This window comes from Desulfotignum phosphitoxidans DSM 13687 (genome assembly GCF_000350545.1).
GTDB classification, from domain to species: domain Bacteria; phylum Desulfobacterota; class Desulfobacteria; order Desulfobacterales; family Desulfobacteraceae; genus Desulfotignum; species Desulfotignum phosphitoxidans.
Window position 1 is genome coordinate 114360 of the sequence record NZ_APJX01000005.1, and the last position, 25634, is coordinate 139993.

General features: G+C 51.6%; 23 protein-coding genes and 1 tRNA gene. 17 read left to right on the plus strand and 7 right to left on the minus strand.

From position 1 onward, the window contains the following. Genes DPO_RS12475 through DPO_RS12485 form a run of 3 tightly spaced genes read left to right on the plus strand, consistent with a single transcriptional unit; the run spans position 1 to position 2339 of the window. The gene (locus tag DPO_RS12475; protein ID WP_006966306.1) at positions 1-1503 is read left to right on the plus strand and encodes a LamG domain-containing protein; all 1503 of its coding nucleotides are present in this window, start codon (positions 1-3) and stop codon (positions 1501-1503) included. Beyond that, positions 1504-2097 (plus strand): hypothetical protein, encoded by a 594-nt coding sequence (locus tag DPO_RS12480; protein ID WP_006966307.1) that lies wholly within the window; start codon positions 1504-1506, stop codon positions 2095-2097. After that, a complete protein-coding gene (locus tag DPO_RS12485; protein WP_006966309.1) occupies positions 2094-2339 on the plus strand; it encodes a hypothetical protein in 246 nt (81 codons plus the stop codon). Before DPO_RS12480 ends, DPO_RS12485 begins: the two co-directional genes overlap by 4 nt. 224 nt (positions 2340-2563) lie before the next feature. Here DPO_RS12485 and DPO_RS12495 read toward each other — a convergent pair. Further along, a tRNA-Sec gene (locus DPO_RS12495) sits at positions 2564-2661 on the minus strand. Between the two features lie 209 nt (positions 2662-2870). Between DPO_RS12495 and DPO_RS12500 the strand changes: the two genes are divergently transcribed. The 7 genes from DPO_RS12500 to DPO_RS12530 are packed head-to-tail and all read left to right on the plus strand — an operon-like array spanning position 2871 to position 11578. Next, positions 2871-4010 (plus strand): M20/M25/M40 family metallo-hydrolase, encoded by a 1140-nt coding sequence (locus tag DPO_RS12500; RefSeq protein WP_006966311.1) that lies wholly within the window; start codon positions 2871-2873, stop codon positions 4008-4010. Between the two features lies 1 nt (position 4011). Then, positions 4012-5250 carry a nickel pincer cofactor biosynthesis protein LarC gene (gene larC, locus DPO_RS12505; protein WP_006966312.1) on the plus strand — a complete coding sequence of 413 codons (1239 nt, stop codon included), beginning with the start codon at positions 4012-4014 and terminating at the stop codon, positions 5248-5250. 44 nt (positions 5251-5294) lie between these two features. Beyond that, the gene (locus tag DPO_RS12510) at positions 5295-5765 is read left to right on the plus strand and encodes a phosphatidylglycerophosphatase A family protein (protein ID WP_006966313.1); all 471 of its coding nucleotides are present in this window, start codon (positions 5295-5297) and stop codon (positions 5763-5765) included. Between the two features lie 8 nt (positions 5766-5773). Next, positions 5774-6808: a recombinase RecA gene (recA, locus tag DPO_RS12515; protein ID WP_006966314.1), complete on the plus strand. Its 1035-nt coding sequence runs from the start codon at positions 5774-5776 to the stop codon at positions 6806-6808. Between the two features lie 40 nt (positions 6809-6848). Continuing rightward, positions 6849-9476: an alanine--tRNA ligase gene (alaS, locus tag DPO_RS12520; protein ID WP_006966315.1), complete on the plus strand. Its 2628-nt coding sequence runs from the start codon at positions 6849-6851 to the stop codon at positions 9474-9476. Positions 9477-9497: 21 nt separating this feature from the next. Beyond that, positions 9498-10529 (plus strand): ABC transporter permease subunit, encoded by a 1032-nt coding sequence (locus DPO_RS12525; RefSeq protein ID WP_006966316.1) that lies wholly within the window; start codon positions 9498-9500, stop codon positions 10527-10529. Further along, the gene (locus DPO_RS12530) at positions 10526-11578 is read left to right on the plus strand and encodes an ABC transporter permease (RefSeq protein ID WP_006966317.1); all 1053 of its coding nucleotides are present in this window, start codon (positions 10526-10528) and stop codon (positions 11576-11578) included. Before DPO_RS12525 ends, DPO_RS12530 begins: the two co-directional genes overlap by 4 nt. A 53-nt stretch (positions 11579-11631) precedes the next feature. Here the strand turns inward: DPO_RS12530 and DPO_RS12535 are convergent, their stop codons facing one another. From DPO_RS12535 to DPO_RS12560, 6 genes are all read right to left on the minus strand, one after another. Beyond that, positions 11632-12489, minus strand: a complete 858-nt coding sequence (locus DPO_RS12535) for a YitT family protein (RefSeq protein ID WP_006966318.1) — start codon at positions 12487-12489, stop codon at positions 11632-11634. Between the two features lie 122 nt (positions 12490-12611). Further along, positions 12612-13106, minus strand: a complete 495-nt coding sequence (locus DPO_RS12540; RefSeq protein ID WP_006966319.1) for a response regulator — start codon at positions 13104-13106, stop codon at positions 12612-12614. Positions 13107-13194: 88 nt separating this feature from the next. Further along, complete coding sequence (locus tag DPO_RS23975) at positions 13195-13866, minus strand: sensor histidine kinase (RefSeq protein ID WP_006966320.1); 672 nt, start codon at positions 13864-13866, stop codon at positions 13195-13197. 17 nt (positions 13867-13883) lie between these two features. Next, the gene (locus DPO_RS12550; protein WP_006966321.1) at positions 13884-14243 is read right to left on the minus strand and encodes a response regulator; all 360 of its coding nucleotides are present in this window, start codon (positions 14241-14243) and stop codon (positions 13884-13886) included. Next, a complete protein-coding gene (locus tag DPO_RS12555; RefSeq protein WP_006966322.1) occupies positions 14240-16003 on the minus strand; it encodes a sensor histidine kinase in 1764 nt (587 codons plus the stop codon). Before DPO_RS12555 ends, DPO_RS12550 begins: the two co-directional genes overlap by 4 nt. Further along, positions 16000-16377, minus strand: coding sequence for a response regulator (locus tag DPO_RS12560; RefSeq protein ID WP_006966323.1), 378 nt, complete (start codon positions 16375-16377; stop codon positions 16000-16002). Before DPO_RS12560 ends, DPO_RS12555 begins: the two co-directional genes overlap by 4 nt. A 131-nt stretch (positions 16378-16508) precedes the next feature. On the opposite strand from DPO_RS12560, the gene DPO_RS12565 reads away from it, so the two are divergent. The 7 genes from DPO_RS12565 to DPO_RS12595 all read left to right on the plus strand — a co-directional run bounded on the left by DPO_RS12565 (position 16509) and on the right by DPO_RS12595 (position 25599). Then, positions 16509-18962, plus strand: a complete 2454-nt coding sequence (locus DPO_RS12565) for a penicillin acylase family protein (protein ID WP_006966324.1) — start codon at positions 16509-16511, stop codon at positions 18960-18962. 139 nt (positions 18963-19101) lie between these two features. Further along, complete coding sequence (locus tag DPO_RS12570; RefSeq protein WP_006966325.1) at positions 19102-19974, plus strand: methylenetetrahydrofolate reductase; 873 nt, start codon at positions 19102-19104, stop codon at positions 19972-19974. Positions 19975-20077: 103 nt separating this feature from the next. Then, positions 20078-23116, plus strand: coding sequence for an FAD-dependent oxidoreductase (locus tag DPO_RS12575; RefSeq protein WP_152427658.1), 3039 nt, complete (start codon positions 20078-20080; stop codon positions 23114-23116). Between the two features lie 6 nt (positions 23117-23122). Then, positions 23123-23557, plus strand: a complete 435-nt coding sequence (locus tag DPO_RS12580; RefSeq protein WP_006966327.1) for a hydrogenase iron-sulfur subunit — start codon at positions 23123-23125, stop codon at positions 23555-23557. A gap of 29 nt (positions 23558-23586) precedes the next feature. After that, on the plus strand, positions 23587-24252 hold the full coding sequence (locus DPO_RS12585; protein ID WP_006966328.1) for a methylenetetrahydrofolate reductase C-terminal domain-containing protein: 666 nt from the start codon (positions 23587-23589) through the stop codon (positions 24250-24252). After that, positions 24252-25175 carry a methylenetetrahydrofolate reductase gene (locus DPO_RS12590; RefSeq protein WP_006966329.1) on the plus strand — a complete coding sequence of 308 codons (924 nt, stop codon included), beginning with the start codon at positions 24252-24254 and terminating at the stop codon, positions 25173-25175. Before DPO_RS12585 ends, DPO_RS12590 begins: the two co-directional genes overlap by 1 nt. 37 nt (positions 25176-25212) lie before the next feature. After that, positions 25213-25599, plus strand: a complete 387-nt coding sequence (locus tag DPO_RS12595; RefSeq protein ID WP_006966330.1) for a response regulator transcription factor — start codon at positions 25213-25215, stop codon at positions 25597-25599. Positions 25600-25634: the final 35 nt, after the last annotated feature.

The following is a 25634-nucleotide window of genomic DNA, read 5'->3' on the forward strand; positions in this document are numbered from 1 at the left end:
ATGCTTACCGATTACGGACAGTATAAAAAAATCATTATTGACAGTAGCAAAATAGATTCTGATCTGTCTCATTTCCCACTACCGATCGCACTGGGCGCTGCTGTGGGCCTGACTGATGCAGATGTAACAGATATTTTTGATGCGGTTGGTGCCAACTACCTCAAAATTGCTATCACAATGGCAGATGGGGAGACGCAACTATATGTCGAAATAGAGCAGTGGGACACTGTAAGTGAAAAAGCTTTATTGTGGGTATCTCGTGACACTTGGGTTATTTCCAGTGGGAGCGATACCGAAATTTATTTATATTTTGATACTTCTGTCGCAGACAATACAACTTATGTAGGTACGCCTGGAAATCGGACAGAGGTTTGGGATAGTGATTTTTTAGCCAGGTACGGTATGTCCCAAGACCCTTCAGGGGGTGCTGGTTGTATTATTGATTCAACAGTAAATGCCAAACACGGTACTCCGAATGGTAGCATGACATCAGGTGATTTGGTTGATGGTTTAATTGGAAGGGCAATAGATTTCGATGGGTCTGATGACTATATCCAGTTGCCAACGGTTACTGTCGGGGGCAATTGGACATTTGAAGTAACAGCAAAACCGGCAACGACTGGACAATCAGGTGACGGCTATATTGTCTGTAATGGGGCAGGTATAGTCAATGCAGGCCTGGCTTGGTGCCCAGTGCGTGGCAGCGATGTTAGAATTAAAGATGGAAGCCTGGTCGCTGATTCGTATGTAGATATTGTCGCTACGTATGATGGCGTATCCGAAGTCATTTATAATAATACTTTGGCAAGCACAACTGCTTATTCAAACCTTGGGTGGGCGCTATCTGGCGTGTACAGGATCGGGGACGGGTATTCAGGTAGGAAACCGGATGCTCAAATCGCAGAAGTAAGAGCTTCAGGTGTTGTGAGATCAACTGCTTATATTAAGGCCGCACACAATGCACGGAACGATAGCCTGCTGTTTGTCACCACGACACCGGCACAGGTAGAAGTTTTTGAAGATATTTCCTTAGACCTGTCCGCTTATTACCAGGCCCGCTACGACCTTAAAATACTCTTATCCGTCACAGATGGAATTGCATTCCAAGATCTGGAAGCGTTTTTAAAAGTTTACGGCCAATCAATCGAAGATTTACCCGCAGAATTGGCCGCCTACTATCAGGACCGGCAGGATATTGCCACAATGCTTAAAATGTTTGCCACCGGCTATAAGGATCTGCCCACCGCATTGCAGGCGATGGGCCTTGGCCGGGTAGATTTGCCCGCACAACTCAAAGCCCTGGCGTGGGCCGGAAAAGATCTGTCAACCGTGCTGGCCGCCGTCACCCCGCTGGTGTTCAGGGACCTGGGCCTGTCTTTGTCCGCCACAGACGGCACAACGATCAATGACGTATCAACCGTGCTGGCTGCCGTAAAACGAGCACCGCAATACCGGTCCGTGGTGGCGCAGCGGGTCCGGTCAGTCATCAGCGAGGTAATATAAATGCTTGGAATAATCAACTGGAACATATCACCGAACCGGGACTGGTTTGTCCGGCTGACTGACAACGGCACCGGGATCATGGCAGAACTGTATTTGTCAGCCGCCGATGCTTCAGCACAAACCAACCGGCAGGCGTCCGGGTCAACCACTGGTTACGGGTCATCACTGGACATTACACTGACAAATGACGAAGGGGTGGCCTACCCGGTATCTGAATTTCAGGCTGAATACGCTTGGCATTTACAAGTGTCCGGGCAGGCAGGAAACACGGCAAAAACTTACAAGGTCCGGGAATTTGTGGAACTGCCGGAGATCAGCGCGGCCATTTACCGGTCCCAGGATTTGATTGCCCGCCGGGCCACGGCCGAAATCAACGCCCATACTCATGCCAGCATCATCCGGGTGGCTGAACTGGGCGTACATCTGCCGGATGCCGATATAGGTCAGATTGCGCAGATTACCAGCACCAGCCGGGGAATAGACGCCCTGGGGCAGATTGATCACATTATCATCGAGGGCCATGTTACTGATGACGGCGAGGCGTCACTGACCAATACCGTCGAGGTAATTGAATATCAGGAGTTAACCCGATGAACGTCTTTGACCAGCTTATAAAACACCGGCCGGAAAACCTGGTCACCGGCACTGTGCTGGCCGTGGATAACAACGGCACCCGGGCAAAGGTGAGAGTGCAGGGGGAAACGACTGTCTGGGCTTCATGCTTAATAGATGTGGAACCGGGTGATACCGTGATCATATACAACGGTGCCCCCAGATCCGTGCTGCAGCGGCTGGCCACCACATCTGCCGGCCAGGTGACATTGGTACTGGTTTGATACTGGAGAAAGGAAGATTTTGTGCCGGGATGCCTTTGTCTGAAATTGAGATCACAGAACATGAGCGATGGTGAATTTTGGGATAAAAAATTCAAGATCAAAGATGCCTGGACATCAAATAAAAATAATAGATCCGCCACAGATAGATTATTTTTTTGGGACCAAAACGGGACCAAAAAACGCCGGGGTTTTAATTGTTAACTATCTGATTTTATTATGAAAACTGGCGGAAGTGCATGGGAATCGAACCCACCCGGGACGGTATTAACGCCCCACATCGGATTTGAAGTCCGAGGGCCCCACCAGTGAGCCGCGCACTTCCGCAATCACGATTTGATTGTTGCTTACCTATACCGCATCCTTGTTTTTGTCAATGTCTTTTTCAACTGATGTGAGATCGAAAAGGAACGAACCGTGTCCTGGTCCTTGTTTTTGACGGTAACCCGGATAAATGGGTATGGTAATAACCGATAAATTCTAGTATAACTCCACGCACAATATAACCAATGCAATCAGACATGGAGAATCCCCATGATAAATTCACAAAGATTGTCCCGACGCTTTATTCAGCTGGCCCAGATCGATTCCGAATCCCGGCATGAAGCACAGGTGGCATCAGCAATAGAAAACATGCTGACCCCCATGGGTGCCACTGTGTGTTATGACCGTGCCGGGGAAAAAACCGGCGGCGACTGCTCCAACCTTGTGGCTAAATTCCCCGGCAACCGGAACGTTCCCCCCCTGTTTTTGTCCGGACACATGGATACGGTGGTGCCGGGCAAAGGGGTTCGGGTGGTATTTGAAAACGGTGTGTTCACCAGTGATGGCACCACCATTCTGGGATCAGATGACAAATCCGCCATTGCCATTATCCTGGAGGTGATGGCGGTGATCCGGGAGAACAACCTGCCTTGTCCGCCGGTGGAACTGATCTTTACGGTATGTGAAGAGATCGGACTGCTGGGGGCCAAATATTTTGATTTATCCCTGATCGATTCCAAATTCGGCTATATTCTGGATTCCACAGATACCGAAGGGATTGTGACCCGGGCTCCGGCCGCCAATAAACTCTTCATCGAGGTCACAGGGCGGGCCGCCCATGCCGGGGCTGCGCCGGAAAAAGGCGTCAGCGCCATTTTTGCAGCGGCCAAAGCCATATCCGGGCTGGAACTGGGGCGTATCGACAGTGAAACCACCTGCAACTTAGGGATCATTACAGGGGGAATGGCCACCAATATTATTCCGGAAAAAGTGGAAATCAGGGGTGAAGCCCGGTCCCATGATCCGGAAAAACTGGACCGCATCACCAAAAAAATGGTTTCCGCGTTTGAAGACACGGCCAGAAACCTGCAAAACGGGGACACGGTTCCCCGGGTAACAGTGACTGTGGAGCATGATTTCCCCAACACCCGTATTCCCGAAGATCATGAAGTGGTCGTGCTGGCCCGGAAAGCTGCGGCCAACCTGGGCAGAACCCTGGAGAGCAAAACCATCGGCGGCGGGGCGGATGCCAATGTTTTTTTTGGTAAAGGTCTTTCCGCAGGGGTTCTGGGTACGGGCATGACTGATGTGCATACGGTCAATGAATCCATTGCATTAAAAGATATGGAAGACACCGCCCGCCTGGTGCTGGAGATTCTTCAGGTGCATGCGGCAGAGGAACAAAAATAAGATGATCCTGCACCTGGATCTGATCTCGGGGATCAGCGGTGACATGTGCCTGGGCGCTCTGGTGGATCTGGGGGTGGACCCCGCGTGGCTGCAGGAACGGCTGACACCTTTGTTCAAAGGGTTTTCCATCCACACCGCCCCGGTATTCCGCAATGGCCTGCGGGCAGTTGATCTCACGGTGACGGTGACGGATCACAAAACCTCCCGCACATATCCGGAGATCCGTTCTTTGATCCAGAAATCGGATCTGCCGCCCGATGTCAAAAACAACAGCCTGGCCGCGTTTGAAAAAATCGCCCGGGCCGAAGCCGGGATCCACGGCCGGGATATGGAATCCGTGCACTTTCATGAGGTCGGCGGCATTGATTCTCTGGTGGATATTCTGGGCACTTTTCTGGCGATCGATCATCTGGGGGTCACACAGGTGACTGCGTCTGAGGTCCCCTTGGGATCCGGGTTCGTGGATTGCGCCCATGGCCGGATTCCTGTGCCGGTACCCGCCACCCTGGCAATTCTGGAAGGGATTCCGGTCATTGGGTCTGATGCGGCCACTGAAATTGTCACGCCCACCGGGGCCGCCCTGGTGGCGATCCTGGCTGAAAAATTCGGGCCGGTGCCTTCCATGGTCCCTGCAAAGATCGGTTACGGGGCCGGAAAAAGAGATACCAAATCCAGAACACCGAATATATTGCGCCTGATTCTGGGGCACTTTCCGGAAAAAACAGTGGCACCGGATATCGGCTTTGATGATGAAAAATTTGGGATGAATTTGTTTCAACCACCGATTTCCCGGGACCGGATTGCGGTGATCACCACCCTGATCGATGACATGAACCCTCAAATTTCAGGATTTGTCATGGATCATCTGCTGGAAAAAGGGGCTTTGGATGTGTCTTTTGCGCCGGTGCACATGAAAAAAAACCGCCCGGGTATCCGGATGGAAGTATTGTGCAGGCCCAAAGATCTGGAATTGATGATCCAGGAGATTTTTGCCCAGACCTCAACCATCGGGGTGCGGTATCATTTCTGTGACCGGGCGGTGCTGGACCGGGAACCTGCCAGAATGAAAACGGTTTTCGGTTATCTGGATGCCAAAAAAATCAAAGGACCAAATGGTATGAATCGGCTGGTGCCGGAATTCGAGGCCCTGGCCAGGGTTGCCCGACAGCGGGATATTCCGTTGCAGGATGTCTACGCTCAGGTATTTTCAGGCGCTCCGGATGACTGGAAATTGTCTTGACACGAAAATAAACAGATTATAGAAACATGAAAAGCCATTCATTCATGACAGGCCCATGGAAAAACAGACTGGTTCTGCTGGCCGCCACCGGATGCGGCCTGGGACTGAGTCCGAAAGCGCCGGGCACCTTCGGTACCCTGGCAGCGTTGCCTTTGATCTGGGGTACGGTTTTTTTGCCTCCGGCTACCGGCATGTTTTTTTTGATATGTTTTATTCTGGCTGCTGTATTTGTGGCGGATCAGGCGGAAAAAATTCTGGATCAAAAGGATCCCGGCGCCATTGTCATCGATGAAATGGCCGGATATTGGGTAACCATGTGTCTGGTACCGGTGACCTGGGTCACCCTGGGGATCGGATTTGTGGCATTTCGATGTTTTGACATATTCAAATGCCTGCCGGTGCGGTATTTTGAAAAAAAATTTTCCGGCGGAGCCGGGGTGGTTTTGGATGATATCATGGCAGGGGTGCTGGCGGCACTCGTTGTGAAATGTTTATATCTTTTGGGGGCACATTAGGAGATTGTATGGAAAAAAACGCAGACAAGGACAAAGCAGTACAGACAGCCATGGGGCAGATTGAACGTCAGTTCGGCAAAGGCTCCATCATGAAACTGGGGGGCCGGGTAGTGGAAGCGGTGCCGGTGATCCGGTCCGGTTCCCTGGCCCTGGACAAGGCCTTAGGTGTGGGCGGTTATCCCCGGGGACGCGTGGTGGAAATCTATGGCCCTGAATCGTCCGGAAAGACCACCCTGGCCCTGCATGCCGTGGCCCAGGCCCAGAAAAAAGGCGGGATTGCCGCATTTATCGATGCGGAACATGCCCTGGATGTGGGATATGCCAAAAAACTGGGGGTGGACTGTGATGAGTTGCTGGTATCCCAGCCCGATACCGGTGAGCAGGCATTGGAAATCGCGGACATGCTGATCCGCAGCGGCGGCATTGACATTTTGATTGTGGATTCAGTGGCGGCCCTGGTGCCCCGGTCAGAGATTGAAGGCGAGATGGGGGATTCCCACATGGGGCTCCAGGCAAGGCTTATGTCCCAGGCATTGCGCAAACTGGCCGGTACCCTGGGTAAAACCCATACCACCATTATATTCATCAACCAGATTCGTATGAAAATCGGGGTGGTGTACGGCAACCCCGAGACCACCACCGGCGGCAATGCATTGAAATTTTATGCATCCATGCGCCTGGAAATCCGGCGGGTATCTCCCATTAAAGAAGGTCAGGATATTATCGGCAACCGGACCCGGGTCAAAGTGGTGAAAAACAAACTGGCACCCCCGTTCAAAGATATTGAATTCGATCTGATGTACGGAGAGGGTATTTCCCGTACCGGAGATCTGCTGGATATGGGAGTAACCTTGAATATTGTGGATAAAAGCGGGTCCTGGTATTCATTTGAAGGTGAGCGCATCGGGCAGGGAAGAGAAAACGTGAAAGCGTTTCTCATCGAAAACCCGGAAATTTTTGCTAAAATCGAAACCAAAGTCAGAGACGAACTTGGCATCGCGGATGTGAAAAAAGTCGAGGATACGCCTCAAAAGCCCAAGTAACCACAAACCCTGAAACCCAACACCAATTCGGAGCACATATATGACAGGCAATGAAGCCCGGAAAATTTTTCTGGATTATTTTAAGAAACAGAATCACCAAGTGGTGAGATCTTCATCTCTGGTACCCCAGGATGACCCGACCCTGCTGTTTGTCAATGCTGGCATGGTTCAGTTCAAACGGGTGTTCACCGGGGATGAAAAACGCGATTATCAGCGGGCCGTAACCGCCCAGAAATGTGTCCGGGCCGGCGGCAAGCACAATGATCTGGAAAATGTGGGATACACGGCCCGGCACCACACGTTTTTTGAAATGCTGGGTAATTTTTCCTTTGGGGATTATTTCAAGGAAAAAGCCATTGCATTCGGCTGGGATCTGCTCACCAACGGGTATGGGTTTGATCCGGATAAGCTGTATGTATCTGTCTACAAGGACGATGATGAAGCCTATGCCATCTGGCGGGATCAGGTAGGGGTGCCTGAAAACCGCATCTCCCGGCTGGGGGATGAAGACAATTTCTGGGCCATGGGGGACACCGGACCCTGCGGGCCGTGCAGTGAAATTCATATCGACCGGGGGGAAGCTTACGGGTGTGGTAATCCTGAATGTGCGGTGGGATGTGACTGTGACCGGTGGCTGGAATTGTGGAACCTGGTGTTCATGCAGTTTTACAGAGATGAGTCCGGTACCATGACCCCGTTGCCCAAACCCAGTATTGATACAGGTCTTGGCCTGGAACGCATTATTTCCGTGCTCCAGGATGTGCCCACTAATTTTGATACGGATCTGTTTGTGCCCATCATGGAAAAGGTAGGCGAATTGTCCGGCCGGCAGCGGGGGGAATCCGATCAGGTGGAAGTGGCCATGAAGGTGATTGCCGACCATTCCCGGGCCACTGCCTTTCTGGTATGTGACGGGGTTTTGCCGTCCAACGAAGGCAGAGGATATGTGCTGCGCCGCATCATGCGAAGGGCCATCCGGTACGGCCGCAGTATCGGATTGACCCGCCCGTTTCTCCATGACACCGTCCAGACGGTGTTCGACATCATGGATGAAGCGTATCCGGAACTCAAAGACTCAGCCCCGTTCATCCTTAAAGTAGTGAAAAACGAAGAAAACAAGTTTCTGGAAACCCTGGACACGGGCATGAAACTGCTGGAAGCCACTCTGGCGGATCTGTCGGCCAAAGGGGAAAAAATTATTTCCGGAGATGTGATTTTCAAGCTTTACGACACATTCGGATTTCCTGTGGACATTATTGCGGATCATGTGAAAGATACTGAAATTTCCCTGGACCTGGATGGGTTTGAGACCGCTATGGCCCAGCAGAAAGCCCGTTCCAAATCCGTGAAAAAATTCACCGGTGCCGGTGATGTTTACAAACCGTTGATTGCAGACGGAGTGAAAACCCGGTTTTTAGGATATGACCATTTAACCATTGAGTCTGAACTGCTGATCATGGTTCAAAGAGACCAGGAACTGGTCCGAGCCAGGCAAGGGGATGTCGTGGATCTGGTCACCGCACAAACCGTATTTTACGCCGAATCCGGGGGACAGGCCGGGGATGCCGGTATATTTGAAAATGATGCGTGCACCATTGAGATCACAAATACCTCTTCGGATCCGTCCGGTCTGTTTATTCATCACGGGACCGTGACCCGGGGTGAGTGCTGCAAAGGTGATGTTTTTTCGTTAAGAGTGGATGCAAACCGGCGCCGGAAAACGGCGGTGAACCACACCGCCACCCATATCCTGCATGCCGCATTGAGACATGTTTTAGGTGATCATGTGAAACAGGCCGGATCGCTGGTGACTCATGACCGGCTGCGGTTTGACTTTACCCATTTTTCCGCGATCACAGATCAGGAACAAACAGATATTGAAAATTTTGTAAATCAGCGGATCCGTGAAAACCATGATGTGTCCACCCGGGAAATGGATATGGAGGAAGCGGTTCACCAGGGGGCCACCGCCCTGTTTGAAGAAAAATACGGGGATGTGGTACGGGTGGTGACCCAGGGCAGTTTTTCCAAAGAGCTGTGCGGGGGGACACACACCCGGCGATCCGGAGATATCGGATTGTTTAAAATTGTGTCTGAAGCCGGTATCGCTTCAGGGGTGCGGCGTATTGAAGCAGCGACCGGGCAGGCGGCCATGGATCTGGTGCATGAAGAATACCAGTCCTTGGAATCTGCGGCCCTGCTGTTGAAAACAGCCCGATCTCAAGTGGTGCCCCGGCTGGAAACGTTGGTGCAGGAGAAAAAAAATCTGGAAAAAGAACTGGCATCTGTTAAAGCCAAAATCGCATCCAAATCCGTGGCAGACATCGATTCCGGAATCCGGGAGATCAACGGGGTCCGGGTACTGGCTAAGCGGGTGGAAATCGAAAACCCCTCGCAACTACGGGACCTGGCCGATAAGTTCAAGGCAAAGCTGGGTTCTGGAATTCTGTTGCTGGGCGCGAAATCAAACGGCAAGGCATTGCTTATCGCCACAGTATCCCAGGATCTGGTGAAAAAATTCAAAGCCGGCGAAATTGTGAAGCAGGCGGCCCAGGTGGTGGGTGGCGGCGGCGGCGGACGGCCGGACATGGCCCAGGCCGGGGGAACTCAGCCCCAGTTTCTGGATCAGGCCCTGGAAACCGTGCACCACATGTTGGAAACGAGCTGATTCCATGCGGTTTTTGCTGTCATGACCGCGTATTTTATCCGACGACTGTTGCTGGTGATCCCCACGTTTATCGGTATCACCATTATGGTGTTCTTTATCACCCGGTTTGTGCCCGGCGGTCCCATTGAACGGATCATTGCCGAAACCCGTGCCATGCAGATGGGCGGGCAGGGGAGCGTGTCCACCCGGGCCGGGCCCGGGGAGGGACAGCCGCTTTCCCAGGAACAGATAGAAAAACTGAAAGCCTATTACGGATTTGACAAGCCGGTTCTGCACAGTTACCTGGCCTGGCTGGGCAAGGTGCTGAAAGGAGATCTGGGACGTTCCACCCGGTATCATGATCCGGTGTGGGAAATGATTCGGGACCGGATGCCGGTTTCTCTGTATTTCGGGGGGCTGAGTCTGGTGCTCATCTACGGGGTGTGTATTCCGTTAGGCGTGGCCAAGGCAGTTCGCCATCAATCCGGATTTGACACGGTTTCTTCTGTGGTCATATTTACAGGATACGCGATTCCGGGGTGGGTGGCCGGCGTGTTGATGCTGGTAGTGTTTGCCTCGCATTGGGATGTGTTTCCCTTAGGCGGTCTGGTTTCCGACCGGTTCGACCAGTTCGGATGGTTTGCGCGCGTCATGGATTTGGCCCGGCATACCGTACTGCCCTTGTTTGCGTATGTGATCGGATCGTTTACGGTCATGACCCTGCTGATGAAAAACACGCTCATGGACAATCTGGCGGCAGATTACGTGCGTACCGCCATTGCCAAGGGGCTTTCCTTTAAACACGCTGTGTTCCGCCATGCCATGCGCAACAGCCTGATTCCCATTGCCACCAGTTTCGGCAACAATATCTCCATTCTGCTCATGGGATCGTTTCTCATTGAAAAAGTGTTTAATATCGACGGCATGGGACTATTGGGATACGAGTCTGTGGTGGACAGAGACTATCCTGTGGTTATGGGGATCCTGGTAATTTCCTCTTTGTTGTTTATGATCGGAAATATTTTAAGTGATGTGTGCGTGGCCATTGTGGATCCCCGGGTGCGGTTCAAATGAGCTTTTTTGCCCTTAATCCTGTTACCCGCCGCAAACTCAAGCGGTTCATTTCCATCCGCCGGGGATTCTGGTCGTTTCTCATTATTACCGGATTGATCCTTTTCTCCTTTGCGGCGGAACTGTTCATCAATTCCCGGGCACTGGCGGTGCGGTATCAGGGAACATGGTATTTTCCCACCTATGGCCACATGATTCCCGGCACCACCTTTGACCAAGACTACCAGTATGAAACCGATTACCGGGAACTCAAAGACTTGTTTCAACAGGCGGGGCAGGGTGATTTTGTGATTCTGCCGCCGGTGCCGTACAATCCGTATGAAAATGATCTGCGCCTCAACCAGTATCCACCGTTTCCGCCGTCCATCAAAGACCGTCACTTTCTGGGCACCGACAATGTGGGCAGAGACATTCTGGCCCGGCTGGTGTATGGGTTCCGTACAGCCATTCTGTTTTCTTTTTTTCTGCTGATGATCAATTACACCATCGGAATTTTCATCGGATGCGCCATGGGATATTTCGGAGGGCGGTTTGACCTGTTTTTTCAGCGCATCATCGAGATCTGGTCCAATATCCCGTTTCTGTATGTGATTATTATCGTGTCCTCCATCCTGGTCCCCAGTTTTATGATTCTATTGCTGATCATGGCTTTTTTCGGGTGGATCAGCATCACCTGGGTCATGCGCACCATGACCTACAAGGAAAAGGAGCGGGAATATGTTCTGGCGGTAAGAAGCTTAGGTGCTTCCCATTTCCGCATTATTTTCCGGCACATTATTCCCAACACCATTTCAGTGATCGTGACCTATGCACCCTTTGCCATCTCCAGCGGCATTGTGGCCCTGACGTCTCTGGATTATCTGGGGTTCGGCCTGCCTGCGCCCACACCTTCCTGGGGGGAACTGCTGTCCCAGGGATGGCAGAACATGGAAGCGTGGTGGATCTCCGCATCTGTGGTGGGAGCGCTGGTGGTGACGCTCATGACCGTCACCTTTACCGGTGAAGGCATCAGGGAAGCCTTTGATCCTAAGCAGCACACTATTTACGAGTAGAGGAAAGCATTTTTTCAATTTTCCGGATTACGCGGTATAGCCGCCCCTGAAGATCAATACACCTTGCGCCGGGAAAACCCTCTGCCCAGGACATTGAAGGTGTTTTCCGTGATCATGAACGCATCTGCATCAATGTTGAACACAATCTCTTCAATGCGCTTGATCTGGTAAGGGTTGGCCACGGTGAGGATGATCTCTTTGTCCTCACCGGTGTAAGCGCCGCGGCCTTTGAGAAACGTGGCCCCCCGTTGCATTTTTTTCAGAATTTCGTCAGCAATGGTTTTGGGGTCTTTGGAGATGATCAAGATCATCTTGCGCTGGTTGAACAGACCGATGCAGTATTCAATGGCCTGGGAAGCAACGTATGACGTGGCCATGGAATATAAGATGATGTCCGTGTCCAGATACCCGAAACTGCCGACAAACAGTACAAAATTGAACATAAAGTTATAAGTGCCGATGCGCAGGCTGAATTTCTGATTGAGCAGAATGGAAATGATGTCGTTGCCGCCACCGGAACCCAGAGACCGGAAAACGATTCCTGCACCGGCACCCACCAGGGTGCCGCCGGCCAGCGCTGCCAGCCAGGGGTCAGTGATATCGAACTGAAAATTCACCAGGTCAATGAACACGGTCAACACACCGGCGCCGAACAGGCTGTAATACAGAAACCGCTTGCTGATGAATTTCCAGCCGATGATAAATACGGGTATGTTCAGAATCAGATACCAGATCCCCGGGGTCAGAATGTCCGATCCGTAATAGATCAGCAACCCCAGGCCGGAAAATCCACCGGTGATCATGCCGTGGGGGATGATGACAGCCTTGATTCCCACCGCTATGATCACGCTGCCTAAAGTGATGAGGAACAGATTCCAGGGAATGGAATAGACAATATTGTACGGCTTCATGGGATCATCCTTGATGATTTTAAAAATCAGTGAGTCATTGATAAAACTCTGATATTAAAATCAGATCCCATGAAAATCAAGCGATTTATCAAAAGCCCATACATGCAATCATCCTCGTCTGCTTATTTTTCTTTGTCGTCCATTTTAGTCAGTTCCCGAAGAATTCCCAGCGGGGACTGGCCGAATGCCAGGGACTGAATTTTTTTCATGCGCTGGGTGTCGTTTTCGAATTTCTTTTTCAATCGGGATTCATAGGCTTCTTTAATGGTTTCCACCAGTTTGTCAAACCCGCAGGGTTTTTCAAGCACTTTGTACGCGCCCAGCTTGGTACATGCCACGGCCGTGTCAATGGTGGCATGGCCCGACAGGATGATGACTTCCAGAAACCGGTGGCTTTTTTTCAGGGTTTCAAGCAGCTGCACTCCATCAATGCCAGGCATCTGCAGATCCACCACCGCCACATCAAACCGGGCGTTTTTTGCCACATGGATGGCATCCTCTCCGTTGGTCACCGGGGTGATGTCAAAAAATTTGAGCTTTAATCGCTCGGTGAGAGCTTTGAGAAATTTTTCTTCGTCATCCACCAGCAAAAGATGAATCTTTTCAGTATCGGTCATGGCTGCCTCCAGATATTTAGTGTGTTTTTGTATACCGTATTGATGCGTTGTATTATATCAGTTTCATATTCAGGTTGCACTCAAATTATCAGTCAGTCGCTGCAGATTCAAGGTCTTCATTTTTCAAAGGAACGGTTAATTCCAGGTCAGTGTTCGTTATTTTAATTGTCGCCTTGAGCACATCTGCAATTTCTGCGGTCTGCGGATCGGGGAAATAGTCAAGATCAGCGGGTTGATTATGAGAAAAGTGTATGAAGATGACAGACGGGGTCGTGTCATGAAATGTCACGGTCAATTCATCCTTGACATCCAGTGCCCGGTAAAGAGCGCTAAAAATCTTATATATCAAGGTCTGGAATAGAAAAGGGCTGGTGAAAACCGTGGTGTCTGCCGCAGTTTCGTCCAAATGTGCCTTTTTGGCAAAGCTGAGAAATCCGGTCAGTTTGAGGGCCAGGGTCAGGGTATCGGCAATACTGGTTTCCCTGACCGGATCATCCACACTGTGGGCAAACTGGTTCATTTGGCGGATGGTATCAAACCCCCGCTCGATCTCCTCTGCAATGCTGTTGCTGCAATTTTCCAGCAAAGACAGGTCAAAGGGTTTGCCCTGTTTTGACAACTGGGTGAGATCGTTCAAAAATCCGGCAGTCTCGGAAATGATGGCAAAAATATTTTTCAGTTCATGGGAAATGCTGGCATTCACTGATCCGAAAAACCGGAGTCCCTGTTTGTTGACCAGGTCAATGGTGTGCGGTTTCATGGTTGATGTCTCCCTGATTATTTGTGCGGATGAATTTGTTGTTGGATGGTATCGATCAAAGTATCAATATTCAGGGGCTTGGCCAGAAAAATCTCTTCTGAAAGATCTGAATTTCCGTTCTTGTCGACGCCGCCGTGTCCGGTCACAAAAATGAATTTGATGTCCGGCAGTTTTTTCAGCAATTTATTTTTCAGGGCAAGTCCGCTCATACCGGGCATTTTCATATCCAGAACCGCGATATCGTACCGGGTTTGAGCGGCTTTTTCCAGGGCCTGTTCACCGGAATAGGCCACATCCGCGTCCAGCCCCCGAAGCGAGAGTCTTCTGGCCAGCATGTTGATGAATTTGGTCTCGTCATCCACTAGAATAATTTTCATGCTTCATCCTCTTTCTGGAGTTTGACCGGCAGGGTTACAGTGAAGATGGTTCCTACCCCTTCACTGCTTTCCACCCGGATACTTCCCTGTAACTTTTTGACCAGTCCATAGGTGATGGAAAGTCCCAGACCGGTTCCCTTTCGTTCTTTTTTAGTACTGAAAAACGGTTCGTGAATCCGTTGCAGGTTTTCTTCGGAAATGCCGCAACCGGTGTCTTTGATCTCAATGCTGATCGTATTCGGCGGCAGGTGCGATACCGTGATATCCAGGCATCCGTTGACTTCGATGGCCTGAAACGCATTATTGATCAGATTGAGCAGAATCTGCTGAAGTTTACCCCGATCGGTCTTGATGTCAGGAACGTCCGGCGCAATGGCAGTGGTGACATGGATCCCCTTGTATTCGGTTTCTTTTTTGTGAAAGCTCAAAATGCCGGTGATCAGTTGTTCGACATTCACTGAAGAGATCTGAACATCGAACTGCCGGACAAACCCCAGCAGCTGGCTGGTGATCGTGCCGCACCGGGACACGGCTTCCAGGATGTCGTTCAAAAGTTCGATGATCTCTTTATCGTCTCTGGGCGTATCTTTATAATGATACAGATCCTTGAGATAGCCGGTGGTCTCATTGATTAATGCCAAAGGGTTGTTGATTTCATGGGCAATACCGGCAGACAACTGACCGATGCAGGCCAGTTGCTGGCTCTGTTCCATTTTTAGCATGGTTTCCGCCTTGGACTGATCGGCTAAAAACAGCTGGTTTACCATATAAGTGGATACCAAAGTGATGATGACCATCATCACCAGGCAGCAGAAACCAATGATCCAGTTAAAGGTTTTTCCCAGGTTGAGCCAGGTGCCCATAACTTCGGATTTCTTTTTGTGAACCATGAGGATGAACGGAGTGGTCACGGCTTCAGTGGCAATGTAGGAATACCCGACGACATACGATTTGTCTTTGTTGTTTTCAGGTGTGATTACCTGGGTCGTGTCTGAAAATGCAGGAATGTCGATTTGTGTGGGGGTAAAAATTTTCCCATAGTTTGTGGAAGGGGTCTGAAGTATGCCGGTGTGATTGATCAGGAAAATATCTGTGTGGAAATTGCTTTTATAGGATAACACTGTGTCCATGAGCCGCTGGGTGTCCAGGGTGGCACGGAGCAGATAATACCGGCCATAGGCATTCTGGGACCGCACCGCAATGATGATGTGAGGGACATCCCGATATCCGGTGAACACTTCGCTGATGAAATTGTCTTTTTCCATGCTTTGCTTGAACCAGGACTGGGTTTTATAGTTTTTGCCTTCCAGGTTGAAAGGCCCGGCATAAGCCACCTGGCTGCCGTCTGAATCGATGATGCTCAGGTCCGTAAATCCGCCGAATCCCAGTTTGAGGTTGATCAGAATTTTTGTCAAGTGTTCGTTATCGATCAAAGAGTAATAAGGCAGTTCGTTGACAACAAACCGCAGGGCATTGAGGCGTTCTTCCAGGAAAAAACGCACAGACCGCTTGGCATTGGAAGTGACCCGGTCGGTCTGAAGCACCAGTTCCGAATCAACGGACTTGTGAATCAGCCGGTTGTTGATAAAGGTGGCCATCACCAGCGGGGACAGGGAAGTCACTGCTAAAATGATGATACTGATGATCCAGATACGAGGGTAATTGGAAAAGGTGTGAAAGGATGCCAGATGGGCGTTATGGCGGTGAAACAAAAATGCCAGCCACTCCTGTTTCTGCAGCATCTGCGGTGTTCGGATCATTGAACCTCCCCCCGGACATGCGTGAGCAGAGTGGTTATTTTTTCAATGCTCACGGGTTTGTGGATGAATTCAGCGGCGCCCTGTGCAAGGCATTCTTTTTCATCCTCCCGGGTACCGTGTCCGGTGATGATGTAAACAGGGACGGCAGGATCGAGTTCCTTGATATGGGCCAGTACCTGTGTACCATACATATCCGGCAGTTTCAGGTCAAGCAGGATCAGGGTGGCGGCACCGGAATTTTCCTTGACCCACTGGATACCGGACAGGCCGTCATAACATGCCCGGCAGGTAATATCCCGGAGGGACAGCCGCCGGGACAGCATGTCGGCAAATTTGATTTCATCGTCAATAATCAGGATATCGATCTGTTTCATGAATCATTTTTTTGTGTTGAGTGTTTAAAAATTTTAATTTATATCTCAATATATTTTTTATTGTTTCATTTGTACACAATAAACTTATGTTAATTACAATTTTAAACACTGACGCTTCAGAAGACGGATTGATGTGCGGATCATTTCTCAACAAGAGGCATCGATTGATCTCTGGTTACCGGATACACCGGATTTTTACCATATTGATATGGTGTGCGGTACTGGTGATTCTCGGGACAGGCGGCCTGTCTGTGCTGAATCGATATCAGACCCGGGGGGCCTTGAATCTGCCCGGTTTGACAGGCCCGGTCACGGTTCAGCGGGATGAAAAAGGCATGGCCTTTATCCGGGCACAAAACCTGGATGACCTGCTTTTGGCCCAGGGATTTGTGACTGCCCAGGACCGGCTGTTTCAGATGCATTTGATTCGACTGCTGATCCAGGGCCGGACCGGTGAGCTGGCAGGAAAAATCGCCCGGGATCAGGACATGCGCATGCGCACCATCGGTCTGGACCGGCTGGCAGAAAAACAGGCAGCAATACTCAATCCTGAAACCGCGGCCCGGTTTCAGCGATATGTGGACGGCATCAATGCGTTTATTGATATCACACCCCATAACAGGCATCTGGAGTTCCGGCTGGCCGGGATTTCTCCTGAAAAATGGGATATTTCCGATTCCTTAAGCCTGTTGTATTATCTGGGATATGCCACTGCCGCCAATCTGGATACCGAAGTGATTATCCAGATGCTTTTGCACGCGGTGGGATATGACAAAACCCGGCGGATACTGCCTCTTAACATCCATCCGGATGATCCCGGTGACACCGGCGAATGGCCGATGCCCCTTATGAGTGATCAAACCTTTGCAACTGACGTCCGGATTTCCCGGATGGCCGCTTATTTTCCGGATCGGTATTTGCGGGCCGGCAGCAATAACTGGGCCGTGTCTCCGGATCTGTCCGCCACCGGAGCCGCTCTGTTGTGCGGTGATACCCATTTAGATCCTCGGATGCTGCCCGGAGTCTGGTATCCCATCGGCCTGATCTGCCCGGGAATTCGGGCAGTCGGGGTGAACATCCCGGGTATTCCCGGCATGGCCATGGGCCGGACTTCACACATTGCTTTAAGCATGACCAACAATTACGCGGATATTCAGGACCTGTATCTGGAACAACCGGATCCCGATCATCCGGGACGATATCTTTCAAACAACCGGTCCCTGCCGTTTGAAACCCGAAAAGAAACACTGAAGCTCAAAGATTCGGCGGCTCCGGGCGGGTTTGTCAAACATGAATTTATCGTCCGCGCCACTGAAAGAGGCCCCATTGTCACAGATGTATTTGACAACCTGTCGTCCCACCCGCCGGTGTCATTGCGGTTTGCCCCGGCCGAAACCATGGGGCCGGAAATCGGTCTGGTGGAAATACTTGAGGCAAAAAACAGTGCGGATTTAAAAAATGCGTTGAAACAACTTTCCATGGTCTGTTTGAATTGGGTGTTTGCCGATGATCAGGGCCGGATCGGGTATCAGGTATCCGGCCGTGTGCCCATCCGACAAAAAGGGCATGGCACGTTTTTATCCCCGGTTTCCGGTACCGGCGATCCCTGGCAGGGATGGATTCCTGATGATCAGATGCCGGCAGCCCTGGACCCGCCGGCCGGATGGATCGGCACCTGCAATCATAAAATCGTGTCTCAAAGCTATCCGTATTATTATTCTTCCTATTTTGCCCCGCGGTATCGGTATGACCGGCTCAAAGAGCTGATGGCACTGCCCGGCCGCAAAACACCAAACCAGATGTGGATGTTTCAGCGGGATACGTTGAATCCCATGGCCCGGATCATCGCCCCGAAAATGATTGACGCACTGATGCAGCATCCGGATACCCGGGAAATGGGTGCCATTCTTTCTGACTGGAATTATCAGGATGATCCGGATACGGCAGGACCGGCAGTTTTCCAGACCGTGTACCGGTTTTTAGCCAAGGCGGTATTCGAGGACGAGCTGAAAAATGCTGACAGTGATCTGTTGCTCAATACCTGGTATTTCTGGCAGGAGCGGTTGCAGCACATGATTCTGGAGGGCCGGTCCGTCTGGTTTGACGATGTGCGTACCCCGGATCGGAATGAAACATTGACAGATCTGTTTCTGATCGCCGGACACCGGGCCAGGGCATTTTTGGAAGCGGCCCTGGGGCCGGATATGACCCGCTGGCACTGGGGCAGGGTTCACACGTTGTCTTTGAGAAATCCTTTGGCACAAAAGGGATGGATCGGGCGGTTGCTGGGAAAAGGCCCCTTACCCATGGGGGGTTCCGGTGAAACCCTGTACCGGGGGTGGTATGACTTTGATGCCCCGTTTTTTGTAACCCATTGTGCGTCCCTTCGGATGGTGGTGGATTTTGCCGATACAGATAAAATCATGGCAGTGATCCCGGGTGGGGTGACAGGCCGAATGTTTCATCCCCACCAGAAAGACCAGGTCGCCTCGTATATGTCCGGAAAACAAAAATACTGGTGGTTCAGTGATTCGGCGATTAACGGGCATACGGTGTCGACACTGGCACTGATTCCCGGTGGATAAAAAAAATCAAATAAGTCAAGGTTTTTTCATTGTACATTTTTAGAAAAAAACGTATACAACTAAACGTGCTGATGAATAATAAGAGGTACAGGATGGTAAGGTTTTGTTATAAACACTTAGATGAGACAAGGATGTGTATATGAGTTTCAAGGCAAAACTGTCGTCCGGGGAACGGGTAATCCTGGCTGAAATGGATACCCCCAAGGGCGTAGATATATCCAACATGATCAGCCATGCAAGGTTTCTTAAATCCCGTGTGGATGCTGTGGTGTTACCGGACCTGGACACGGGTGTCATGCATCTGAATGCGCTGGCCGGCGGAGCGATCCTGACTCAGCAGGGATTGGAACCCGTCATCCATGTGTACGGCCGGGACAGAAACCGGATGGCGCTTCAGGGAGATCTGCTGGCGGCCCATGTGCTTGGGATTCACAACCTCATGGTGGTGCAGGGCGAAGAGATGATCAATGGGGATCACCCGGACGCAAAAATTGTGGATGACGTGGATGAACTGGGTATTCTGAAAATGATCCAGACCCTGATGGCCGGAACGGATCTGGCCGGGTTTGAATTGCATGGTAAACCGGAATTCATCCCGGGGATCGCGGTCCCTCCCATTGCCGATGAAGACCAGCTGACTCAGGCTGTGGCAGATGCTGGAGCAAAAATTGCTGCCGGTGCCGGATATATCGTTCTTCAACCGGTGTTTGACCTGGATTTTTATAAAAAGATCATACACGCGTTCTCTTCTTTGAATGTCCCGGTGATTGCCTCGGTTTTTCTGTTGAAAAACGTTGGCATGGCCCGGTATATTTCCATCAATGATCCCACCTCCCGGTTGTCGGAAGATGTGATCCGGCGGATACGTCAGGCCAAGGACCGTGACACGGAATGTGTGGCCATTGCCGGTGAAATGATTCGCAGCCTCAAGGAGATTTCCCAGGGTATCAAAATATCCGCTCTGGGATGGGAAGACAAACTGCCGGCCATTCTGGACAGTGCCGGGCTGTAGAAAGCAACGTTAACTTAAAAGAGATCCGAGCTGCAGCCGTGAGGCGGTTGAGCCTGTTTGGACTGCATACGGATATCCTTAAATGAATAGGTTACTCATGCAAATGAATCAGAATTCAGAAAATATCCTGTCCAAGGACAGGCGTGTGCTGGTGATCGGCGGCGGTGTCGGCGGTATCCGGGCCGCTCTGGACCTGGCCGAATCCCGGCGCAATGTACTGCTTATAGACAAATCATATGCTATCGGCGGGTTGATGACCCAGCTGGATCGGACCTTTCCCACCAATAACTGCGACCTGTGTACGGTGTCTCCCCATTTGTCCCAGGGGGGGCGGGAAAAATACCTGGAAATCAAACCCATGACCCGTCTGACAGGACTGGACGGAGAAGCCGGGGCGTTTTCCGCCACACTGATGACCGAACCCAGATACATTGATACGGAAAAATGCACGGCCTGCGGCGAATGTGCCAAACAGTTTCCGGATGCGGTCAGGTTCACGCCGGGGCTGGATCCCCGGGCACCGACCTGCATGCGCTATCCCCAGGCCACACCGTTTGCTTTTTCCATTGACATGAGCAAGATCACCGATGTCGAGGCATTGAAAAAAGTCTGTAAAGCCGGTGCCATTCTGCCGGAAGACCAACCCAGAAAAACCGTCATGGATGTGGCTTCTGTGGTGCTTTCCGTGGGCGCGGATCTGTTTGATCCCAATGTGCTGGATAACTTCGGAGGCGGGCGGTTTGACAATGTGGTCACAGGTCTTGAATACGAGCGGATCATGTCTGCTTCCGGCCCGTTCCAGGGCAGCCTGGTTCGGAAATCCGACGGCAAACGGCCTAAAAAAGTGGCCTGGATCCAGTGTGTGGGCTCCCGGGGGATCAATCGGGCCGATGTGCCTTACTGTTCCAGTGTCTGCTGCATGTACGCCCTCAAGGAGGCCATGGTCACCAAGGAGCGGTTCGGCGAAGACATCGAAACCACGATTTTCTTCATGGACATGCGGACCCATGGCAAGGGGTATGAAGAATATTACAACCGGGCCAGAGACGAGTACAATGTCCGCATGGTGAGAAGCCGTCCCCACACCATCCTGGAAAAACCCGATACCAAAAATCTGTCCATAGCTTATGCTGTGGAAGACAAATCAGTTCAGCAAAATGAAGAGTTCGACATGGTGGTACTGTCCACAGGATTTCGTGTGAATTGTGAAACCAAAGAACTGGCCCAAAATCTGGGAATCCAGTTGAATGAACATGATTTTGCTGAATCCGATCATTTCAATCCCGTTCTGACCTCCCGACCCGGGGTATATGTCTGCGGGGTATATGAAAGTCCCAAAGATATTCCTGAAACCATGGTCCAGGCATCCGCCGCTGCCGCCATGGCCGCCACCAACCTGCCGGTGTCACCGGCAGGACTCAATGGCGAAGACATGTTTCCACCGGAACGGGATATCACAGGAGAAGATCCCCGGATCGGTGTGTTCGTGTGCGACTGTGGATTTGAAATCGGCGGGGTGTTGAACGTCGCCAACGTGCTGGATGCCGTGAAAACAAGACCGGATGTTGTGGTGGCGGAACCTGTGGGGTATGGTTGTTCGTCAGAGTCCATGGCGAAAATTGAGGCCATGATCACAAAACATAAGCTGAATCGGGTGGTCATCGGCGGTTGCTCGCCCAGGACCCATGAAACCAAGTTTCAGGATCTGCTCCGCCGGGTGGGATTGAACCGATATCTGGTGGAAATGGTGAATCTGCGGGATCAAAACACCTGGACCCATACGAATGAGCCGGAAAAAGCCCAGGAAAAGGCTGTCAAGCTGCTTCAGGTGGGGATTGCCGGTGTTCGCACCAACCATCCGCTGCAAGAGCATACCCTGCCCATGAATCAGAATGCCCTGGTGGTGGGCGGTGGTGTCACCGGTATGACTGCGGCCTTGAAACTGGCGGATCAGGGAATTAAAACCTATATTGTGGAACGGGCACCCTCGCTGGGTGGTCTGGCCCGGTCTCTTCGCAAAACCATTGAAGGGGATGACGTGGCCCCGTTTGTCCAGAATCTGGTGGATGCGGTCACAGCCCATTCCAATATCCAGGTTTTGACCCGGTCCGTGATCGTGGATCACAGCGGTATGCCCGGTTTATTCAAGACCGGCATCCAGACCGGGGTGCGCATGAACTACATGCAGATCAGTCACGGGGTGACCATTCTGGCCACCGGGGCGTTGGCCAACCGGCCGCCTCAGTATGGCCTGGGTGCCATTGACAATGTCATGACCCAGCTGGACATGGATTCGTTGCTGGCGGATGAACCGGAAAAAGTGAAGGCCATGGACCAGATAGTGATGATTCAATGTGTGGGATCCCGGGAAGAGGGCAATCCCAACTGTTCACGAATCTGCTGCCAGGCCGCTGTGAAAAATGCCCTGAAAATCAAGGCGATCAGCCCGGATACTGAGGTGTTTATCCTGTACCGGGATATGCGGACCTATGGATTTCTGGAAGATTATTACCGAAAAGCCCGGGATCTGGGTGTTAAATTCATTCGCTTCTCCCTGGAAAATCGCCCCCGGGTCCGACAGGACGATGGTGAGCTGGTGGTCGGAACCCATGACTATGTGCTGGACAGTGACATTGATATTGCCGCAGACTGTGTGGTGTTGAGCACCGGTCTGGTGGCTGATGATGAAAACACGGAAGATCTGGCCCTGATGTTTCATCTTCCCCGGACCGAGGATCATTATTTTCTGGAAGACCATGTGAAGTTGCGGCCTGTGGATATGGCCCAGCGGGGATTTTTCCTGGCAGGTACGGCCCATTCCCCGAAAGTGATCCGGGAATGTATCACCCAGGCCCAGGCAGCGGCCGGCCGAGCCCAGACCATGCTGACCAAAAAGGAGATTAACTTAGGCGCCTGTGTGGCTGTGGTGGATGAGAAAAAATGTGCGTCCTGCCTTATTTGTGTCCGGGTGTGTCCGTTTGATGTGCCGTTTATCAATGCGGACGGTGTGTCGCAGATTGATGCGGATAAGTGTCACGGATGCGGCGTGTGTGCCGGTGAGTGCCCGGCCAAGGCGATTCAGCTGCTGGCATATGAAGACGATCAGATACTGGCAAAACTAGACGGCTTATTTGAAAGGTAGAAATCGATGGAACATTTTGAACCTGAAATTGTCGCATTCTGCTGTCATTACTGTGCATATACGGCCGCAGATATGGCCGGCAGCAAGCGGATATCATATCCTTCCAACGTGAAGATCATCCGGGTGCCCTGTTCGGGTAAAGTGGATGCCATTCACCTGATGAAAGCCTTGGAAAAAGGGGCGGACGGTGTGTATGTGGCAGGATGTCTGGCAGGTGACTGCCATTTTAAAAATGGAAACGTCCGGGCCGAAGCCCGGGTGAACCGGGTCAAGAAACTGCTCACCGAACTGGGCTGGGAACCGGAACGGGTGGCCATGTACAACATGTCTGCCGGTATGGGAGAAGCATTTGCCCAGGTGGCCAAAGAGTTTACGGAAACCATAAAAAAACTGGGACCGAACCCCGGCAGGACCGGGGCCGTGGATAAGGCTGCCAGTTGATTTTTACATAATTCTTTCGGAGAAAACATATGATTACAGCAGAACAAAAACCCATACAGGAAATCATCCAGTATATTGCCCCATACAGCAAAATTCTCCTGGTGGGTTGCAATGAATGTGTGACAGTGTGTGCGGCAGGCGGCAGAAAAGAGGTCGGCCTGCTGGCATCTGCCCTGCATCTGAACCATCTGAAACAGGGCAAAAATATCGATATCAGAGAAATCACCCTGGAACGGCAATGTGATCCGGAATACGTGGAAGAACTGACCCCGTATATCGACGGCGTAGATGCCGTGGTGTCCATGGCCTGCGGCTGCGGCGTTCAGACCATTGCGGCCCGGTTCAAGAAAACCCCTGTGTTTCCCGCGGTCAACACCCGGTTCATGGGCGCGTCTTTGAGCCAGGGCGTTTGGTCCGAGCGGTGTAAAGGATGCGGCGACTGCGTTTTAGGCATCACCGGCGGCATCTGCCCGGTGGCCCGATGTTCCAAACATCTTTTCAACGGCCCCTGCGGCGGTACATCCAACGGGCAGTGCGAGGTCAGCCCGGACATTGACTGCGCCTGGCGTCTGATCTGGGAACGGCTCAAGGAACTGGGAATGGAATCCCGGTATGAGGAATTGATGGAAGCAAAGGACTGGAGACCTGGTGGCGCCGGCGGACCCGGGACAATTATCAGGGAGGATTTGGCATAATGAAGACAGACAGCAGACTTGAAAAGGTATTGGCATCCGGTGAACTGGCAGTGACCTCGGAATGCGGGCCACCCAGGGGGTGCCGCCCGGAAAAGGTCACGGAAAAAGCAGCCCTGCTCAAAGATCATGTGGACGGCATCAACGTGACCGACAACCAGACCGCCATGGTCCGGATGTCTTCGTGTACCGCCGGCATCCTCATCAAACAGATGGGGCTGGATCCCATCATCCAGATGGTGTCCAGGGACAGAAACCGCCTGGCCATGCAGAGCGAAATCCTCGGAGCGTATTCTTTCGGCATCAACACCATGCTCTGCCTGTCCGGGGACCATGCCAAGTTCGGGGACCATCCCATGGCCCAGGGCGTGTTTGACATCGATTCCGTGCAGATGATCAAGATGGTCCAGCAGATGCGGGATAAAGGCCTGTTCCAGGGCGGTGCCAAGATTGACGGCCCCCCGAAGATGTTCATCGGCGCGGCAGCCAACCCGTTTGCCGATCCGTTTGAACTGAGGGTCATGCGCCTGGCCAAAAAAATCAAGGCAGGCGTTGACTTTATCCAGACACAATGTATTTTTAACCTGGATAAATTTGAAGAATGGATGAAAGGGGTCGTGGAACGGGGCCTGGACGAGCAGGTCCACATCCTGGCCGGCATCACGCCCATGAAATCCGTGGGCATGGCCCGGTACATGAAAAATAAAGTGCCGGGAATGGATATACCCGATGATGTTATCAAACGGCTGGAAGGGGTGCCCAAAGAGCAGCAGCCGGAAGAAGGCATTAAAATGGCCGTGGAAGCCATTGAACGTCTCAAGCAGGTCAAAGGCGTTCACGGATTTCATATCATGGCCATTGAATGGGAAGAAAAAGTACCCCAGATCGTGGAAAAGGCAGGACTGTACCCCAGGCCCAAGGTTTAGCTGCAGGTGACAAAAACAGTGATAAGGAGATCATAACATGAGCGAACAAAAACTCATTCTGGTGGTGGATGATGACCCGGATCTGGTGGAAGCGGTGTCCATGAAGCTGGAAGCCAAAAACTACCGGGTTGCCAAAGCCTATGACGGTGTGGAAGCCATGGATCGAATCAATGAAGAAAAACCGGCCCTGGTGATACTGGATGTCATGATGCCCCGGAAAAACGGGTGGGATGTCTGCGAGGAAATCAAGAACGATGAAGGACTCAAAGACATTGCCGTTGTTTTGTTGACTGCGGTGGCGGATTCAGTGAAAACCACCAGCTACACCCATCATGACGGCAAAACAACGCTGGCCGATGACTATATTCCCAAACCGATCGATCTGGATGAATTGATGGAGATCGTTTCTGATCACTGCGGCTGATCGATCTGCCTTGTCTATCCAGCCTGCATGGGCAA